At 64.2% G+C, this 15,080-nt stretch carries 27 protein-coding genes; 23 read left to right on the top strand and 4 right to left on the bottom strand.

The features are described from left to right. The first annotated feature begins 85 nt into the window (after positions 1 to 85). From HGI46_RS07580 to HGI46_RS07650, 15 genes are all read left to right on the top strand, one after another. On the top strand, positions 86 to 244 hold the full coding sequence (locus HGI46_RS07580) for a hypothetical protein (RefSeq protein ID WP_162895982.1): 159 nt from the start codon (positions 86 to 88) through the stop codon (positions 242 to 244). Further along, positions 244 to 1,068, top strand: coding sequence for a phage shock protein PspA (pspA, locus tag HGI46_RS07585; protein ID WP_346766690.1), 825 nt, complete (start codon positions 244 to 246; stop codon positions 1,066 to 1,068). The genes HGI46_RS07580 and pspA overlap by 1 nt, the downstream gene beginning before the upstream one ends. Before the next feature lie 3 nt (positions 1,069 to 1,071). Next, complete coding sequence (gene pspB, locus HGI46_RS07590) at positions 1,072 to 1,368, top strand: envelope stress response membrane protein PspB (protein WP_039337340.1); 297 nt, start codon at positions 1,072 to 1,074, stop codon at positions 1,366 to 1,368. Next, positions 1,365 to 1,739 (top strand): envelope stress response membrane protein PspC, encoded by a 375-nt coding sequence (pspC, locus tag HGI46_RS07595; protein WP_039337341.1) that lies wholly within the window; start codon positions 1,365 to 1,367, stop codon positions 1,737 to 1,739. Before pspB ends, pspC begins: the two co-directional genes overlap by 4 nt. 31 nt (positions 1,740 to 1,770) lie before the next feature. Continuing rightward, on the top strand, positions 1,771 to 2,055 hold the full coding sequence (locus tag HGI46_RS07600) for a hypothetical protein (RefSeq protein WP_118073410.1): 285 nt from the start codon (positions 1,771 to 1,773) through the stop codon (positions 2,053 to 2,055). Then, complete coding sequence (locus HGI46_RS07605; protein WP_168903689.1) at positions 2,052 to 2,354, top strand: hypothetical protein; 303 nt, start codon at positions 2,052 to 2,054, stop codon at positions 2,352 to 2,354. The genes HGI46_RS07600 and HGI46_RS07605 overlap by 4 nt, the downstream gene beginning before the upstream one ends. Continuing rightward, positions 2,351 to 2,623: a hypothetical protein gene (locus HGI46_RS07610; protein ID WP_168903690.1), complete on the top strand. Its 273-nt coding sequence runs from the start codon at positions 2,351 to 2,353 to the stop codon at positions 2,621 to 2,623. The genes HGI46_RS07605 and HGI46_RS07610 overlap by 4 nt, the downstream gene beginning before the upstream one ends. Positions 2,624 to 2,634: 11 nt before the next feature. Continuing rightward, positions 2,635 to 2,880 (top strand): hypothetical protein, encoded by a 246-nt coding sequence (locus HGI46_RS07615; RefSeq protein WP_118073413.1) that lies wholly within the window; start codon positions 2,635 to 2,637, stop codon positions 2,878 to 2,880. 30 nt (positions 2,881 to 2,910) lie between these two features. Further along, the gene (locus HGI46_RS07620; RefSeq protein ID WP_118073414.1) at positions 2,911 to 3,123 is read left to right on the top strand and encodes a hypothetical protein; all 213 of its coding nucleotides are present in this window, start codon (positions 2,911 to 2,913) and stop codon (positions 3,121 to 3,123) included. Further along, positions 3,120 to 3,296 (top strand): hypothetical protein, encoded by a 177-nt coding sequence (locus HGI46_RS07625; protein WP_168903691.1) that lies wholly within the window; start codon positions 3,120 to 3,122, stop codon positions 3,294 to 3,296. The genes HGI46_RS07620 and HGI46_RS07625 overlap by 4 nt, the downstream gene beginning before the upstream one ends. A 176-nt stretch (positions 3,297 to 3,472) precedes the next feature. Beyond that, positions 3,473 to 3,886: a SufE family protein gene (locus HGI46_RS07630; RefSeq protein ID WP_168903692.1), complete on the top strand. Its 414-nt coding sequence runs from the start codon at positions 3,473 to 3,475 to the stop codon at positions 3,884 to 3,886. 16 nt (positions 3,887 to 3,902) lie between these two features. Continuing rightward, entirely contained in the window at positions 3,903 to 4,253 is a 351-nt protein-coding gene (locus HGI46_RS07635; protein WP_168903693.1) for a YbaN family protein, read from the top strand. After that, positions 4,250 to 5,311, top strand: a complete 1,062-nt coding sequence (locus HGI46_RS07640) for an acyltransferase (protein ID WP_206065594.1) — start codon at positions 4,250 to 4,252, stop codon at positions 5,309 to 5,311. The genes HGI46_RS07635 and HGI46_RS07640 overlap by 4 nt, the downstream gene beginning before the upstream one ends. Before the next feature lie 65 nt (positions 5,312 to 5,376). After that, on the top strand, positions 5,377 to 5,949 hold the full coding sequence (locus HGI46_RS07645) for a hypothetical protein (protein WP_168903695.1): 573 nt from the start codon (positions 5,377 to 5,379) through the stop codon (positions 5,947 to 5,949). Between the two features lie 53 nt (positions 5,950 to 6,002). Then, a complete protein-coding gene (locus tag HGI46_RS07650) occupies positions 6,003 to 6,392 on the top strand; it encodes a hypothetical protein (protein ID WP_168903696.1) in 390 nt (129 codons plus the stop codon). Positions 6,393 to 6,396: 4 nt separating this feature from the next. Here HGI46_RS07650 and HGI46_RS07655 read toward each other — a convergent pair whose 3' ends face one another. After that, the gene (locus tag HGI46_RS07655) at positions 6,397 to 6,912 is read right to left on the bottom strand and encodes a sterol desaturase family protein (RefSeq protein WP_168903697.1); all 516 of its coding nucleotides are present in this window, start codon (positions 6,910 to 6,912) and stop codon (positions 6,397 to 6,399) included. A gap of 136 nt (positions 6,913 to 7,048) precedes the next feature. Between HGI46_RS07655 and HGI46_RS07660 the strand changes: the two genes are divergently transcribed. The 8 genes from HGI46_RS07660 to HGI46_RS07695 all read left to right on the top strand — a co-directional run bounded on the left by HGI46_RS07660 (position 7,049) and on the right by HGI46_RS07695 (position 13,374). Continuing rightward, complete coding sequence (locus HGI46_RS07660; RefSeq protein WP_168903698.1) at positions 7,049 to 7,429, top strand: hypothetical protein; 381 nt, start codon at positions 7,049 to 7,051, stop codon at positions 7,427 to 7,429. Positions 7,430 to 7,538: 109 nt separating this feature from the next. Continuing rightward, positions 7,539 to 8,978, top strand: a complete 1,440-nt coding sequence (leuC, locus tag HGI46_RS07665; RefSeq protein ID WP_168903699.1) for a 3-isopropylmalate dehydratase large subunit — start codon at positions 7,539 to 7,541, stop codon at positions 8,976 to 8,978. 7 nt (positions 8,979 to 8,985) lie between these two features. Beyond that, positions 8,986 to 9,516 (top strand): hypothetical protein, encoded by a 531-nt coding sequence (locus HGI46_RS07670; protein ID WP_162895986.1) that lies wholly within the window; start codon positions 8,986 to 8,988, stop codon positions 9,514 to 9,516. A gap of 188 nt (positions 9,517 to 9,704) precedes the next feature. Then, positions 9,705 to 10,787 carry a zinc ribbon domain-containing protein gene (locus tag HGI46_RS07675; protein ID WP_240946633.1) on the top strand — a complete coding sequence of 361 codons (1,083 nt, stop codon included), beginning with the start codon at positions 9,705 to 9,707 and terminating at the stop codon, positions 10,785 to 10,787. Continuing rightward, positions 10,784 to 11,281, top strand: coding sequence for a DNA-deoxyinosine glycosylase (locus HGI46_RS07680; RefSeq protein ID WP_168903700.1), 498 nt, complete (start codon positions 10,784 to 10,786; stop codon positions 11,279 to 11,281). Before HGI46_RS07675 ends, HGI46_RS07680 begins: the two co-directional genes overlap by 4 nt. A gap of 60 nt (positions 11,282 to 11,341) precedes the next feature. After that, positions 11,342 to 11,503 carry an LPXTG cell wall anchor domain-containing protein gene (locus tag HGI46_RS07685; protein WP_162895829.1) on the top strand — a complete coding sequence of 54 codons (162 nt, stop codon included), beginning with the start codon at positions 11,342 to 11,344 and terminating at the stop codon, positions 11,501 to 11,503. Positions 11,504 to 11,674: 171 nt separating this feature from the next. Then, positions 11,675 to 12,283, top strand: a complete 609-nt coding sequence (gene leuD, locus HGI46_RS07690) for a 3-isopropylmalate dehydratase small subunit (protein WP_168903701.1) — start codon at positions 11,675 to 11,677, stop codon at positions 12,281 to 12,283. A gap of 89 nt (positions 12,284 to 12,372) precedes the next feature. Next, entirely contained in the window at positions 12,373 to 13,374 is a 1,002-nt protein-coding gene (locus HGI46_RS07695; RefSeq protein WP_168903702.1) for an NADPH:quinone oxidoreductase family protein, read from the top strand. A 48-nt stretch (positions 13,375 to 13,422) separates the two neighbouring features. Here HGI46_RS07695 and HGI46_RS07700 read toward each other — a convergent pair whose 3' ends face one another. The 3 genes from HGI46_RS07700 to HGI46_RS07710 form a co-directional block, all read right to left on the bottom strand. Next, positions 13,423 to 14,067 (bottom strand): trimeric intracellular cation channel family protein, encoded by a 645-nt coding sequence (locus HGI46_RS07700; RefSeq protein ID WP_168903703.1) that lies wholly within the window; start codon positions 14,065 to 14,067, stop codon positions 13,423 to 13,425. A 7-nt stretch (positions 14,068 to 14,074) separates the two neighbouring features. After that, positions 14,075 to 14,272: a hypothetical protein gene (locus HGI46_RS07705; protein WP_118073428.1), complete on the bottom strand. Its 198-nt coding sequence runs from the start codon at positions 14,270 to 14,272 to the stop codon at positions 14,075 to 14,077. 65 nt (positions 14,273 to 14,337) lie between these two features. Then, the gene (locus tag HGI46_RS07710; RefSeq protein WP_118073429.1) at positions 14,338 to 15,033 is read right to left on the bottom strand and encodes a spermidine synthase; all 696 of its coding nucleotides are present in this window, start codon (positions 15,031 to 15,033) and stop codon (positions 14,338 to 14,340) included. Between the last annotated feature and the right edge of the window lie 47 nt (positions 15,034 to 15,080).

The raw sequence follows: 15,080 nt of genomic DNA on the forward strand, positions 1-15,080 counted from the left end.
AGTTTGGCACACCCCTTGCTCTACCATGAACAACCCGGCGGCAAGCCGGACCAACTGACAAGTAACCCGCCGAAAGGTCACGAAAATGTACACCGCCCGCTTTTTCTCCACCTCGCTCGGCCGCGCCAGCCTCGCCAGCATCGGTGCGATGGTCGTGATGTGCTGCTTTGCCCTGACCCAGCAGGTGAACGCGGTTCCCAGCGTCATGGCTTCCACCGCCGCCATCACCGGTGAGCTGGCATGATGGCCGACGAACTTACCCCGATTCGCTCCGAGCGCGTGGAAGGTGCCCGCACCACCCGCCTCGATGCGGAACTGGATCGCCTGCGCAATTTCAGCAATGGTGGCGGGAATGGCCAATCCCGCCCCCTCTTCAATCCCGGAGTAAACCTGATGGGTATCTTCTCGCGGACGCGCGACATCATTGCAGCCAATTTCAACGACTTGCTTGATAAGGCTGACGATCCTGCCAAGATGATCCGGATGATCATCATGGAGATGGAGGAGACGCTGGTCGAAGTCCGCGCCTCGGCTGCCCGTACCATCGCCGATCAGAAGGAGATGGGCCGTCACGTGTCCAAGCTGGAACGCCTCCAGGCAGATTGGGCGGAAAAGGCCCAGCTCGCCCTGTCGAAGGACCGCGAGGACCTTGCCCGTGCCGCTCTGGTCGAGAAGAAGAAGGCCGCCGACATGGCCGACCAGCTCAAGACCGAGATCACCGTGCTCGACGATGCGATGCGCGCCTACGAGCAGGACATCGAGAAGCTGCAGACCCGCCTGCGCGAAGCCCGCAGCCGGCAGACCGCGATCGCCGCGCGCCTCGAAAGCGCCGAGAACCGCGTCCGCCTGCGCTCGCTGCTCGCCAACGAGCGCGTCGATGAAGCCATGGCTCGCTTCGACCAGCTCGAACGCCGCGTCGATTATGCCGAAGGCCGCGCCGATGCGCTCAGCCTCGCCGATGGCAATTCCCGCCCCAGCCTTGCGGACGAGATCGCCGCGCTCGCCGGCCAGGACAAGATCGACGAGGAACTCGAAGCGATGAAGCGCCAGCTCGGAAAGGAAGGCTGAGCCATGGAAGACGTCGTTGCAATTGCTGCCATTTTCCTTGGCCTCCCGTGGATCATTTTCCACTACATCACCAAGTGGAAAACGGCAGCCACGCTGACCAACGGGGACGAGGCGCTGCTGGAAGAACTCTACCAGCTCGCCCGCCGCCTTGATGAGCGCATGGACACGGTCGAGCGCCTCGTCGCTGCCGACAATCCCGAATTCCGGCCTGCACGCATCGTGCATGATCGCGAAACCGACAATCAGAAACTGCGCGAACTGGATCGCCTTTTCGCCGAACAGGGAAGGACCTCGAAGTGAACAGCCCCCGCACCCGCTTTTATCGCGACAAGGTCAACGGCAAGTTCATGGGCGTCTGCGCCGGAGTTGCCGATTACACCGGGGTTGACGTGCTCTGGGTCCGCCTCGGCTTTCTGATCCTGGCATGTTCGATGGGCTGGCCGTTCCTGGTCTACTTTGCCCTCGGCTTCCTTGCGAACAAGAAGCCTGCGAACCTCTACGGTGACCGTCAGGAGCAGCAGTTCTGGCAGCGCGTCCGCCAGTCGCCCGCCCGCACCGCCCGCGAAGTCCGCGCCGAATTCCGCGATATCGACCGCCGCCTGGCCGACGTTGAAAGCTTCTACGTCAATTCGAACCCGCGCCTCTCGGCCGAAATCGAGAAGCTGCGCTAAGAACACAACCGTCCTGAGGGGGACTTGAGCCATGGGACCTGAAACTATTGGGCCTCTGATTCCGATCATCGCACTGATGATCCCGATCGTGGCGATCTGGACCAAGCACCGCACCAAGATTGCGGAGATGCAGATCAATGCGACAGCCGAACTGAGCGCAGAGAAGGCCGCGCAATACGCCCAGCACACCCGGGCACTCGAAGAGCGCGTCCGTGTCCTCGAAGCCATCGTCACCGACAAGGGCTTCGATACCGCCGCGCAGATCGAAGCGCTCCGCCGCGATACGGCCGCGCTCGAAGACCGGAGGCCGCAATGAACTGGGCTGGCCCCGAATTCGTCCTGGCAATCATCGCCATCTCCACGGGCGGCTGGGTGATCAACAACTGGATCCGTGCGCGCCACGGCTATGCCCTTGAGGACGAATGGGGCGGCAAGACCGATCGCGCCGATCAGGAGGCCTATGCCAAGCTCCGCGAGGAGAACGCCTTCCTGCGCGACCAGTTGGACAAGACTCACCAGCGCCTTGCCAATGTCGAAGCCATCGTCACCGACAGCGGCTTCGATATCTCCCGCCAGATCGAGGCACTGCGCCCCGCTCAGGAGAAGATGCAATGAACGAAGATGTCATCCTGGCGCTGGTGTTCATGGTCATCGTCCTGCCGATCGTGCTCGGTATCGGCTCGGACATCTACAAGCGTCGTCTCGCTTTCAGGGAACGCGAACTGGAACTGCTCTCGAAGCAGACAGCCGAGAAGGCCGCCCAATACGCCGCCCAGGCCGAGCGCCTTGAACAGCGCGTCCGCGTGCTCGAACGTATCGCCACCGAGAACAATTCCGACCTCGCGCTGCAGATCGAGAACCTGCGCGACGTCAAGGTCAACTGAGGACGCAACAAGTGGGCCCCGGATCAACCATCGTCGCGGTCATCGCGATCATCGCCTTCGTCATCATTCGCACCAACCGGGATCGCTATCGGGCGGGCATCATGCAGCAACCGCCGATCGACCCCGCCTACACCGCCAGCCTCGAACGTGAAGTCTCGGACTTGCGCAAGCGGCTCGAAGTCCTCGAACGCATTGCCACCGACGAAGGCGAAACCCGCCGCCTCTCGCGCGAGATCGAATCCCTGCGCGATCGGTAATCTGCTACCGCTAACGAAAGGAGCATTTTGATGTCCTCCGATCTCGTTCTTTCCCTGTCGGGCCTCACCGGCCTTGCCATGGTCGCCTTAGCCGGCTTGCGCGGCTGGGACGGCTGGCTGGCCCTCAAGCGCATGGAACTCGAACGCGCCGATACTGGCGATGCAGGAAGCCTCATAGAACTTGCCGATATGCGCGAACGCCTGCGCAAGCTTGAGGCCATCGCCTCGGGCGTGGACCTGTGAGCCGTCACACCGAAGGTGCCGCCAAGGCCGGCATCGGCCTCGGTTCGGCCATCGCAATCACCATTTCGTGGAGCCTGCACAAGTCGATCGTCTGGGCGCTGGTCCACGGCGTGCTTTCGTGGATCTACGTGATCTGGTACGCCCTCACGCGTCCCGGTGGCATCTCTGGCTAGCGTGCAACCTCTCAACCATCGTCGCCCCGGCGCAGGCCGGGGCCCATGACCTCGCGGTTAGGTATGACGTCAGCGGAGTGGATCCCGGCCTTCGCCGGGATGACGCTCGAAAGTGCTAACCGATTCTGCCCACTCAGCCCATGGACGCACCCGGCACTGACCGCTAATGCGTGCCCATGCGCAGCCTTGAAGACATCCTCGAAGAGTACGAATTCCTTGACGGCGACGAACGCTATCGCCTGCTGATAGAGCTCGGGCGCGAGCTTGAGGACATGCCCGATGCGCTCAAGACCGATGCCACGCTGGTGCGCGGCTGTTCTGCCAGCGTCTGGGTCTATCCGACACAAGCCGAGGGCGGCAAACTGCACTTCCTGGCCGACAGCAACGCCGCGATCACCAAGGGCATCGTCGCGCTCGTCCTTGCCGCCGTACAGGACAGGCCCGCCGCCGAGGTTGCCGAAACGGATATTGCCGAAGAACTCGCGCCCTTCGATCTCAAGAAGCAACTCTCGTCCAACCGCACCCAAGGCGTTCCCAACATGATCGCACTGGTGCGCGAGCACGCCGCGCGCATCGCCGCCACGGCCTGACAGCAGGGCAGGGGACTTGCGCCGCCACCTCTATCTCGCAGGCGGCGTGATCAGCGTGGCGCTCGGGGCCATCGGCGCATTCCTGCCGATCCTGCCGACGGTCCCGTTCCTGCTTCTTGCCACCTTCTGCTTTGCCCGCTCCAACCCCGCCTGGGAGCAGCGCCTGCTCAACCACCCGCGCTATGGCCCACCCTTGCGCCAATGGCGTGAGCGCCGCGCGATTTCGCGCAAGGCCAAGACCGGCGCGCTGATCGCCATGGGCGTCAGCGTGGTCCTGACCGGCGTGACAGCAGGCTGGCCTTGGGTGCTCATTCCCTCTGCGGTCATGGCTATCACCGGCACCTGGATATGGACGCGGGCAGAGTGAGCCAGGAGCGCATCGTTGCGATTCAGGCACTCCGCTTCATTGCTGCCATTGCCGTTGCCGGCATGCATGCCGAGATATTTGCATTCTGGCTCGGGCAGTTCGTCGGTGTCGGCCTGGAGCGACCAGCATTGGCCGCGATCGGCAACTTCGGCGTCGACCTGTTTTTCGTGATCTCCGGTTTCGTGATCGTGCTGTCGTCAGAAAAACTGTTCGGCAAAGCCGGCGCTGTTCGCACATTTGCCCTGCGTCGGATCATTCGCGTGGTTCCGCTGTACTGGGCGGGGTTGCTGTTCGTGCTGCTGTGGAGCCTGCGCTTCCCGCCCGCACCCGATTGGCAGAGCATGGTGCATGCCATGCTGTTCGTGCCTTACGCATCGAACACCGCTCACGGGCGCATCGTGCCGCCGCTCGAGGTGGGCTGGACGCTGAACTTCGAGATGCTGTTCTATTTCGTTGTCGCGCTGGCAATGGCGAAGGATGCTTCTGCCACTGTCCGACGCACGGCATTCATCCTGTTCCTGCTGGTTCTGGCTGGATCATTGCTCGATCTGCCGCAGCCCCTCGCCAACTGGTCATCGCCGATCATCCTCGAACTGTCCGGCGGCACGATGCTGGCGCTGATCTACCGGGGAGGGTGGCAATTCCAGCCGCGCGTGCGCCTGTGCGCGCTAGCGCTCGCCGCCAGCCTGCTCCTCTCGCCCCTCGTCATGCCAGGGGCGGACATGAGCGGCTGGCTGCGCGTTCTGTTCTGGGGCGGCGGCAGTTGGCTTCTGCTTGCCGCGATGGTGCTGGTGCCCACCAGATCTGGGGGATCGGATGCCCGGTTCTGGAACTTCGGCGGCGATATCTCCTACGCCCTCTATATCGTCCACATGCCGGTGATGATGGTCAGCCAGATGGTCTGGCGGCATTTTCGCCTGCCCTACGGCGCAACCGAGGAAGCAATCTTCGTCGTTCTGGTTCTTGTCATGTCTCTCGTTGCTGCCGTGATTGTCCATCTGCTTTTCGAAAGGCCGCTTTCGCAGTGGCTGAGAAGCCGGGTCGCACCCATAGCCTGAATTGCAAGTTCTCTTTTTGTTCCATTTCAGATAGATTGCCTGCCTGCTCGGATTACGGAGTCGGCATGTTCAAACTCACGCTCGAGAGCGCCGGTTCAGGGACCGATTGGCCCGCCTTTGCGGCCAGTCTCGTCACCGCACTTGCCTGGCCACTGTCCGCACTGGTCATCGCGCTGATCTTCCGCCGACCGCTGCTCGCGCTGCTGGCGCGGCTCGATGAACTGAGCTGGGGGGACAAGTCCGCCCGCTTTGCGCAGCGACTCGACCGCCTCGAGTCCGAAGCCAGTCCCGCGCCGCCCGAGCCTGACGGCCCCGAAATCGCCCTGACCGGCGACCACGCCCGCTTCCTCAAGCTGCTCGACCTGTCGCCCGGAGCCGCCGTGCTCGATTCATGGGCGGGGGTGGAGGAGGCGCTGCAATCGCTCGCCAGCGAACACGCTGTCGCCAGCGTCGATGCCTCCGAAGCAGGCCGCAGCCTGCAAAAGCGAGGCGTCCTGCCCGCCCGCACCGTCGGCATGATCGAAGAGATGCGGCGTCTGCGCAACGCCGCCGCCCACGATCAGGCCATCTCCGTCTCCGACGCCCTGCGCTTCCGCAATCTGGCCAAGGGCGTCCTGAACGAGATCAGGTTGGCGTAAATCGCAATAACAGGTCTTTGTGGAATCTAAGAACCTAAGTATCTAGCCCGGCCATGGAGTTTTTCTTCGAAATTTTCTTGCAGTTTTTCGGCGAACTTATCGTGCAGGTGCTCGCCGAGATACTTGCAGATTTCGGCTTGCGAGCAATGGCCGATCCGCTGCGCAAGCCGCGTTCGCCCGTACTTTCAACTGTCGGTTACGCTCTCTGGGGGGCGATCGCTGGCGCGATCAGCCTGTTTCTGTTTCCGGCCTCGGCGATCCGGAATCCCGTTTTCCGCGCGATCAACCTTGCAGTCACACCGCTCGCAATCGCTGCCGTCATGGCGTTGCTTGGAAAGGCTCGAAACAAGCGTGGTCGGCTGCTCGTCCGCCTTGACAGGTTCGGATATGCCTACGTGTTTGCGTTATTTATGGCTGTAGTGCGCTTTATCTGGGCGAGTTAGGGCCTCAATCCACCGCGTCCCGCAGCACCGCAATCCCCCGCTCGCGCTGCGCTCGCAGTTCCTTCTTCAGCACCTGCGGATCGCGCGCGAAGATGAAGCCGAAGCTCACCCCGCCTTCCTTGCCAATCGTCGCATGGTGCAGCTTGTGCGCCTGCACGAGCCGCTTGGCATAGCCCTTCTTCGGCACCCAGCGGAACCAGCGCTGGTGGACGAGGCCATCGTGCACCAGCGTATAGATCGCGCCATAGGCCATCACGCCAAGCCCGATGAACGTCGCCGGCCACCATGCCTCCGCGCCCATCACCAGCGGGCTGCCGAGGATGAAGAAGCTGATCGAGATCGCGGCCCCAACCACGGCGTAAAGGTCGTTCTTCTCGAAGAACCCGTCGTGCGGTTCGTGATGGTCACGATGCCAGCCCCAGCCGAACCCGTGCATCACATACTTGTGGCTCGACCATGCCACGAATTCCATGACCAGCACCGTGGCAACAATGATGAACAAGGCAACAAGCGTCTGCATGGCGCTCCCTTACACCGCCTCGTCGGCCCCCGCGACACATTCTTACACTTTGCCCGAAAGTCGCGACGGCTCGTTTTTCTGCCGTTCAGCCGCCGGACGGCACTTTCTCCTCACAGACCAATGAGGAGCTTATCCCATGCGCAAGACCGTTCTCGCCGTTGTCCTTTCCACCCTTGTCGCAGGCGTCGCCACCCCGGCGCTCGCCCATGACAAGGACCGCTATCCCGGCAGCAACCGCGCCGAGGCCGCCTACATGACGCCTGGCCGCAATGCTGACATCCGCCGCGACATCTGGCAGCTCGACAACCGCATCGACCGCGCCCAGCGCAACCGCGCCATCTCGCCGCGCGAAGCCCAGGGCCTGCGCCGCGATGCCCGTGACCTGAAGGCCACCTACAACCGCTACGCCGATCGCGGCCTGTCGTCGGGAGAATACCGCACGCTCGAACGCCGCGTTGCTAACATTACCCAGCGCCTTCGCGCCGAGAAGTGGGATCGTGACGGGCGCCGCGGCTGATCGATTGGCGGATAATGTTCCAGGGGCGTAACAAAATTGCGCCTTGGGGCCTCTCGGCCCGCCCTTTCCTGCTTGAATTGCGGGGAGGGCGGGCCTAACCGCTTGTGCCATGTCGAACACCGCAAACCCCCGCACGCTCTACCAGAAGATCTGGGACGCCCACGTCGTCGAACAGCGCGACGATGGCACCGCGCTCATCTATATCGACCGTCACCTCGTCCACGAAGTGACCAGCCCGCAGGCTTTCGAGGCCTTGCGCTCCGCCGGTCGCAAGGTGCGCCGCCCCGATCTCACGCTTGCGGTGCCCGATCACAACCTGCCCACCACCGCGCGCCGCACCGCTGACGGCCAGCGCGTGCCGATTGCCGACCCTGAGTCCGCGCAGCAGCTCGAAGCGCTGGAGCGCAACGCGCCCGCTTTCGGCATCCGCTACATCGGCGATGCCGACGCCGAACAAGGCATCGTTCACGTTGTAGGGCCGGAGCAGGGCTTCTCGCTCCCCGGTGCAACCATCGTCTGCGGTGACAGCCACACCGCTTGCCACGGCGGCCTCGGGGCGCTGGCCTTCGGCATCGGCACCAGCGAGGTCGAGCATGTGCTCGCCACGCAGACGCTGCTGCTCAAGCAGTCGAAGTCGATGGAAGTGCGCGTCGAAGGCACGCTGATGCCCGGCGTCACCGCCAAGGACGTCGTCCTGCACATTACCGGCGTGCTCGGCGCGGCGGGCGGCACCGGCTCGGTCATCGAATATACAGGGCAGGTCATCCGCGACCTTTCCATCGAAGGCCGCCTGACCATCTCGAACATGGCGATCGAACACGGCGCCCGCGCCGGCCTGTGCGCGCCCGACGAGAAGACCTTCGCCTACCTCAAGGGCCGCCCCTATGCCCCCAAGGGCGAGGACTGGGACAAGGCCGTGGCCTGGTGGAAGAGCCTCGCCACTGACCCCGGCGCCACGTATGACAAGGTCGTGGTGATCGACGCCAAGGATATCGCGCCGTCGGTCACCTGGGGCACCAGTCCCGAGGACGTCCTGCCGATCAGCGGCCTCGTCCCCGCGCCGGAAAGCTTCGCCGACCCTTCCAAGCAGGAAGCCGCCAAGGCGAGCCTTGCCTATATGGGCCTGACGCCGGGCCAGCGCATGGAAGACGTCGAGGTCCAGAACATCTTCATCGGCTCGTGCACCAACAGCCGGATCGAGGATATGCGCGCCGCCGCCGCCATCCTCAAGGGCCGCAAGAAGGCCGATAACGTCAAGTGGGCAATCGTTGTCCCCGGCTCCGGCCTCGTCAAGCAGCAGGCCGAGGACGAAGGGCTTGACAAGATCTTCACCGAGGCCGGTTTCGAATGGCGCGAACCCGGTTGCTCGGCCTGCCTCGGCATGAATCCGGACAAGGTCCCGGCAGGCGAACGGTGCGCTTCGACCTCGAACCGCAACTTCGTCGGACGGCAAGGCCCCGGCGCCCGTACGCACCTCGTCAGCCCCGCGATGGCCGCTGCTGCCGCCGTCACCGGCCGGTTGACCGACGTGCGCAAGCTGATCGACTGACGCGCCCGTGGCAGGCCTTCCGACAGCCGCGCTCCAGCTAGCCGGGTTCCTCATGGCCCACGCGTTCTGGACGGCGTCGGACCTGCCGCCCGGCGGCCACTACCAGCCACAGTCGCTGTGCATGCGCGCCGATGGCAGCCGCCAGCTTCAGACGTTTGACGGCGCCAGCCCCAAGGATCAGGACGCTGCCGCCCGCGCCTTCATCGGAGGCGGCGCGGCGCAATGGCCCGATTGCGCCATTGCCCGGCAGGTCAAGGTCGAGACGCCCACGGGCGAAGTCGATGCGCTGGTGATCGATGTCGTCCAGTACGGCGGCAGCGTGATGACCGTGGTGCAGGCCTTCCGTCCCGGCCCGCAGGATTTCCGCCTGCTGGGTGACGAACTCATGCTCGGTGACAACGGCCCGCTCCCGCCGCTCCCCGCCGCACAGGCCGCCGCCGCCATGCGCGAAGGCGCGCTTGATCACACTGGCCTTGGCGACAAGTGGCAGCAATGGGAATCCTCCCGCGATCCCGTCAGCCCGCTGGTCCAGAAGTAAGCCTGCTCAAACCCCAATAAACCCGCTCGAGCTGAGCTTGTCGAAGCATCCGGCGCAGCGGCCGCGGGAGCACCCTTCGACACGCTCAGGGTGAGCGGTGTGAGGGGGAACTGCGTGGCAGCTATTGCCAGCAATTTACAACACCCCAGTCGAAGCTTAGCCTCTCCTCAACCAAGGAGGGGTGAGCCATGGACATGATCAAGGGCGTGCGCGTGCCCGAACGCGTCTATCGCGGCGTGCTCTGGGCGGTTTCCATCGTCTTTGCCGGTTTCATCGTCGGCCTCGGCAACCTCGTCATCGGCGATCTGCCGATGGTCGAGGAACAGGTTTACACCGCCCCCGCCGACGACTCCCCTGCGATCCGGCAGGTCCGCGACGAGATCCGCAAGATCGGCGACAGCAAGACTGCCATCGACGACAAGCTCGAAATCCAGCGCCTCCAGCTCGATCAGGCACAGCGCCAGTCCAGCACCGCCAACGAAACCTTCAAGGCATGGATCGCCGCGCGCACCGCCACGACCAATCCGGCGCAGGACCCCGAAGTTCTCGCCCGCACCCGCGAACTCGAACAGCTCAAGGCCAACGAACGCAGCATCCAGCAGGCGATTGCAAACCTCGAGAACGAGCGCGCCCCGCTCGACCAGCGCGAAAGCACGCTGCGCCTGCGCGAAAACCAGCTGATCTCCGACGCTATCCCGGCGCAGGAGCGCGCGATGTTCTGGCAGGAACTGCGGGTTTTCGGCCTGCGGCTGCTGATCACCCTGCCAATGCTTGGCCTGGCCGCATGGATGGTGGTGAAGAAGCGCAAGAGCGATCACTGGCCGCTGATGCGCGGCTTCGTGCTTGCCGCCGTGTTCGTGTTCTTCGTCGAGCTCGTGCCCTACCTGCCGAGCTACGGCGGCTACATCCGCTATGCCGTAGGCATCATCCTGACTTTCGCCGCCGGGCACTTCCTCATCAAGAACATGCGCGCCTATCTCGCGCACCGGCAGGAAGTCGAGGCGCAAGCCGAAAAGGAACGCCGCGCCCGCGTCAGCCATGACGAGGCGTTCAAGAAGATGGCCGCCAAGGTCTGCCCCGGCTGCGACCGCCCGATCTCGACCACCGGCGATGCCGAAGCCAACTTCTGCGTTCATTGCGGCATGACCCTGTTCGACCACTGCCACAGCTGCAACACCCGCAAGATGGCCTTCTTCCGCTTCTGCATGACCTGCGGCACGCCCGCGAAGGATGAAGCCGCGCAGGCGGGAGTGGCCCCGGCGCCTGCGTGACGACCCGCAAATCCTCTTTCGCTCCGGTCGCCGATCCGCACACCCGGGTTCTCATCCTCGGCAGTCTCCCGGGTGAAGCGAGCCTTGCCGCCGCGCGCTATTACGCCAATCCGCGCAACCAGTTCTGGCGGCTGGTCGGCGCAGTGATCGACGTCGATCTCGTCGCGCAGGACTATGAACGCCGCCTCGAAACCCTGCTCGCCCATCGCATCGGCCTGTGGGATTCGATCGGTTCGGCCACGCGTTCGGGCAGCCTCGATACCGCCATTCGTGATGTCGCGCCCAATGCGCTGGCCACTCTTGCAGCCGCCCTCCCGCAACTGCGATGCATCGCCTTCAACGGTGCCAAGTCGGCCAGCATCGGCACGCAGCAACTGGCCGGGGGAGGGACCTTCGAACTCCTGCGGCTGCCATCCAGCAGTCCGGCGCACGCCTCGCTGACCTATGAGGCGAAGCTTGGCGAATGGACGAAGCTGCGGAAATTCCTCGCCTGAGCCTTGCAATCGCAGAACGCCCGGCCAATCTTGGCTACACGTTTCAAGGAGTTCTCAAGCGTGACCAAGAAGACGGACTGGACCGGCAAGGCAGCCATGGCGGGCGCGGCAATCGGCTCGGCAGCACTGGCCGCAGCCCTGCTCTATGCGTCGCGCCGCAAGGAACGCGCAGAGAAGACCGAACCCAAGACCCCGCCCGCCGACGCGCCCGAGACCGACTGAGTTTGCACAGGCGATGGGCCGCGGCCTGCGCCGGAGCGACGAACGGGGAACGGGGAACAGTTCAATTCCGTCATCCCGGCGCAGGCCGGGATCCACAACCTCTCCGACACGTAACTATATTGCGCCATCTCGCCCATTGCATCGCCTAACCGGCAAGCTATAGCGACGGCCATGGAACCGGTGAAGCAGATCGAAGGACGGGCCATCCCGTTCGGCCGCAAGAACGTCGATACCGACGTGATCATCCCTGCCAAGTGGCTCAAGACGATCACCCGTCAGGGTCTCGGCAAGGGCGCGTTCGAAGCCCTGCGCGCCGATCCTGACAACATCTTTGACAGCGCGGAATTTTCCGGCTCGCCGATCCTGATCGCCGGTGACAACTTCGGCTGCGGCTCAAGCCGCGAACACGCTGCCTGGGCGCTGGGCGACATGGGCGTGAAGGCCGTGATCGCACCCTCCTTCTCCGACATTTTCTCAGGCAACGCCTTCAAGAACGGCATCCTCACGGTCGTCGTGCCGCAAGAGGCGATCGACCGCCTGATGCAAGTCGCGCAGACCGATCCCGTCTCGATCGATCTTGAGACCCAGACGGTGACGACGCCATTCCAGGATCGCTTCACCTTCGAGATCGATCCGTTCCGCAAGCACTGCCTGCTTAACGGGTTGGACGAAGTCGGCCTGACCATGGCGCGCGGCGATGCCATTGCCACGCATGAGGCGAAGATGCGCGACAGCCTGCCCTTCCTCGCGCGCGGGACCGATGCCGTAGCGGCAGCTTAACCGCACGCTTAACAGGGCTTCCCAAGCCGCGCAAAACTTGCTTCCCTGATGCGGAGCGGATCGAATCCGCAACTATTGGGAGAAGTGAAATGAAAGCTCTGCGCACCCACGCTGCAGGCGGACCCGAAACCCTGGTCATGGATGACCTGCCCGATCCGGTGCCGGGCAAGGGCGAAGTGCTCGTGCGCGTCCACGCCTGCTCGATCAACTTCCCCGACACGCTGATGATCCGCGATCTCTACCAGTTCAAGCCCGAGCGGCCTTACGCTCCGGGCAGCGAACTCGCGGGTGAAATTGAAGCATTGGGCGAGGGCGTGACCGGCTGGGCCGTCGGAGACCGCGTCATCGCCATGATCGGCAACGGCGGCTTGGCCGAAAAGGTCGTGGCCCCGGTCGCGCGCCTGTTCCCGCTGCCCGATGGCGTCGACTATGCCACCGGCGCTTCGTTGTTGATGACTTACGGCACCACCATCCACGGCCTCAAGGATCGCGGCCACATCAAGGCCGGTGATACGGTCCTGGTCCTCGGCGCCGCGGGTGGCGTCGGGCTTTCCGCCGTCGAACTCGCCAAGGCCTTCGGCGCCCGGGTGATCGCTGCCGTCTCCAGCGAGGAAAAGGCGCAAGTCGCACGCGACGCCGGCGCAGACGATGTCGTGATCTACGGCCGCCCGCCGTTCGACAAGGCCCAGTCCAAGGCGCTGGCCGAACAGTTCAAGGCAGCGTGCGGCCCGAATGGCGCGGACATCGTCTACGATATCGTCGGCGGCGATTATTCCGAACCGGCCCTGCGTGCGATCGCGTGGGAAGGCCGCTTTCTCGTCGTCGGCTTCCCTGCAGGTATCGCCAGGCTTCCGCTCAATCTCACCTTGCTCAAATCATGCGACGTCTGCGGCGTGTTCTGGGGCGCATGGACCGCCCGCGAACCCGCCGCTTTCAAGGCCGAGGTCGAGGAACTCTTCGCGCTGCTCGAAGAGGGCAAGATCAAACCCCGCGTCTCGCAGCGCTACACGCTCGATCAGGGGCGCGAAGCCATCGCCCTGCTCGAAAACCGGCAGGCCATGGGCAAGGTCGTCGTAGAAATAATCGGCTGAATACTGCTCCTCCCCTCCCGCAAGCGGGAGGGTTGGGAGTGGGCCTGCTCAGCCCTCGCGCTCCCCAGAGGTATAGACCGGCAGCCCCAGCTTCCACCAGATCGCTGCGCCTCTGAGCGCAAAGCCGGCCAGCGCAGCCACCGGCCAGACTATGCCGCGATCAAGTCCCAGCGCCGCGCCGCCGGCACAGACCCCTGCGGAAAGCGCAGCCGCCGTCACGTAAAGTTCGGGCCGCATCAGGATCGAGGGCCTTCCTGCCAGCACGTCGCGGATGATCCCGCCGACACAGCCGGTGATCACACCCATCAGCACGGCCGGCACAGGCGATACGCCGAACGCCAGCGCCTTGGCCGTGCCCAACACGGCATAAGCGCCAAGTCCCGCCGCGTCGGCCCATTCCAGCACTGGCCGCTCCCACCAGCGGTGCGGGGTGAACCACGCCACCAGCGCCACGCCCAGGCACACTGGCGCAACCCACGGATCACGCACCCAGAACACCGGCGCGCCGATCAGCAGGTCGCGAACCGACCCGCCGCCCACGCCCGTCACCAGCGCAAAGAACGCCATCGTCACGAATGTCTGCCTGAGCTGCGCCGCCAGCAGTGCGCCGGTCAGGGCGAAAACGGCAATGCCGACAAGATCGAGCAGGCCGATCAGTGCCGAAAGGTCGGCGTTGGGCAACGGGGAGGGCATGCGGGCCTCACTGGCCCAGCAGAGCTTCCAACTTGCCCTTCAGCTCCTGGATGCGCGTCGCTGCTTCGGTGAAAGTCTTGACGTCCTCGCGGTTGTTGTTGCCGCGCGCTTCCTTCGCCGCTTCGACATAGCCCTCGAGATCGGCTTCCAGAGCATCGATCAGGATTTCGGTCTCGTCTTCGGTCAGGGTCAGCTTGATGGCCATCGTGGCACTCCTTCGATTCAAACCCTGCGGTTACCGTCACAGGCCGCAGGGCACAAACGAAAGCTTCAGGCTTTCGTCGCGAAGAAGATCACGTGATGCAGCGGCTTGCGCCCTTCGCGCGGCTCTTCGCCGGCATCGACGCTGGCCACGTCAACGGTAAAGCCCGCCTGCTCCAGCAGTTCGACGAAAGCCGGGTCTTCGAAGGCAGACCACACTGCAAGGATGCCGCCCGGCCGCAGCGCGCGGGATGCCGCTTCCAGTCCGTCGGGCGAATAGAGCCACCCGTTTATCATGCGCGTCAGCCCTTCGGGGCCGTTGTCGACATCGAGCAGGATCGCATCGTAGCCACCACGCGCGGAATCGATCAGCATGGCCACGTCATCGTGCACCAGCTGCACGCGCGGATCATCAAGGCAGCCGGCGGTCAGCTGCGCCATCGGACCAAGCGCCCACGCAACGATTTCCGGCACGATCTCGGCCACGGTGACGCCAGCCTTGGGACCGAGCACGGCAAGTGCTGCCCGCAAGGTGAAGCCCAATCCGTAGCCACCGATCAGCATCTGCAGATCGTCACGGCCGACAAGGCGCGCGCAGGTCATTTCCGCCAGCTGCACTTCCGAAGCGCAGACGTCGGTGCTCATCAATTCGTTGCGGTCGAGCAGGATGACGAAGTCCTCGCCATTGCGTACCAGCCGCAGCCTCGCGCCATCGGGCACGCGGCAGGTGTCGATCAGTTCGTCACCATCTTCGAGCTCCCACATCGGGGGACGGGCTGCAGGCGAGGTTCCCTGAACCGGGAGGGTGGCGT

Source organism: Novosphingobium sp. ERW19, assembly GCF_012641315.1.
Taxonomy (GTDB): domain Bacteria; phylum Pseudomonadota; class Alphaproteobacteria; order Sphingomonadales; family Sphingomonadaceae; genus Novosphingobium.

What these genes read in the sequence shown, in the direction of transcription:
- HGI46_RS07655 (WP_168903697.1), bottom strand. Translation starts at nt 6,912, where the DNA reads ATGCAGACGCTTGTTGCCTTGTTCATCATTGTTGCCACGGTGCTGGTC.
- HGI46_RS07660 (WP_168903698.1), top strand. Translation starts at nt 7,049, where the DNA reads ATGCGCAAGACCGTTCTCGCCGTTGTCCTTTCCACCCTTGTCGCAGGC.
- HGI46_RS07610 (WP_168903690.1), top strand. Translation starts at nt 2,351, where the DNA reads ATGAACGAAGATGTCATCCTGGCGCTGGTGTTCATGGTCATCGTCCTG.
- leuD (WP_168903701.1), top strand. Translation starts at nt 11,675, where the DNA reads ATGGAACCGGTGAAGCAGATCGAAGGACGGGCCATCCCGTTCGGCCGC.
- HGI46_RS07705 (WP_118073428.1), bottom strand. Translation starts at nt 14,272, where the DNA reads ATGGCCATCAAGCTGACCCTGACCGAAGACGAGACCGAAATCCTGATC.
- HGI46_RS07630 (WP_168903692.1), top strand. Translation starts at nt 3,473, where the DNA reads ATGCGCAGCCTTGAAGACATCCTCGAAGAGTACGAATTCCTTGACGGC.
- HGI46_RS07700 (WP_168903703.1), bottom strand. Translation starts at nt 14,067, where the DNA reads ATGCCCTCCCCGTTGCCCAACGCCGACCTTTCGGCACTGATCGGCCTG.
- HGI46_RS07650 (WP_168903696.1), top strand. Translation starts at nt 6,003, where the DNA reads ATGGAGTTTTTCTTCGAAATTTTCTTGCAGTTTTTCGGCGAACTTATC.
- HGI46_RS07605 (WP_168903689.1), top strand. Translation starts at nt 2,052, where the DNA reads ATGAACTGGGCTGGCCCCGAATTCGTCCTGGCAATCATCGCCATCTCC.
- HGI46_RS07675 (WP_240946633.1), top strand. Translation starts at nt 9,705, where the DNA reads ATGGACATGATCAAGGGCGTGCGCGTGCCCGAACGCGTCTATCGCGGC.
- HGI46_RS07645 (WP_168903695.1), top strand. Translation starts at nt 5,377, where the DNA reads ATGTTCAAACTCACGCTCGAGAGCGCCGGTTCAGGGACCGATTGGCCC.
- HGI46_RS07580 (WP_162895982.1), top strand. Translation starts at nt 86, where the DNA reads ATGTACACCGCCCGCTTTTTCTCCACCTCGCTCGGCCGCGCCAGCCTC.
- HGI46_RS07620 (WP_118073414.1), top strand. Translation starts at nt 2,911, where the DNA reads ATGTCCTCCGATCTCGTTCTTTCCCTGTCGGGCCTCACCGGCCTTGCC.
- HGI46_RS07695 (WP_168903702.1), top strand. Translation starts at nt 12,373, where the DNA reads ATGAAAGCTCTGCGCACCCACGCTGCAGGCGGACCCGAAACCCTGGTC.
- pspB (WP_039337340.1), top strand. Translation starts at nt 1,072, where the DNA reads ATGGAAGACGTCGTTGCAATTGCTGCCATTTTCCTTGGCCTCCCGTGG.
- pspA (WP_346766690.1), top strand. Translation starts at nt 244, where the DNA reads ATGGCCGACGAACTTACCCCGATTCGCTCCGAGCGCGTGGAAGGTGCC.
- HGI46_RS07710 (WP_118073429.1), bottom strand. Translation starts at nt 15,033, where the DNA reads ATGTGGGAGCTCGAAGATGGTGACGAACTGATCGACACCTGCCGCGTG.
- leuC (WP_168903699.1), top strand. Translation starts at nt 7,539, where the DNA reads ATGTCGAACACCGCAAACCCCCGCACGCTCTACCAGAAGATCTGGGAC.
- HGI46_RS07600 (WP_118073410.1), top strand. Translation starts at nt 1,771, where the DNA reads ATGGGACCTGAAACTATTGGGCCTCTGATTCCGATCATCGCACTGATG.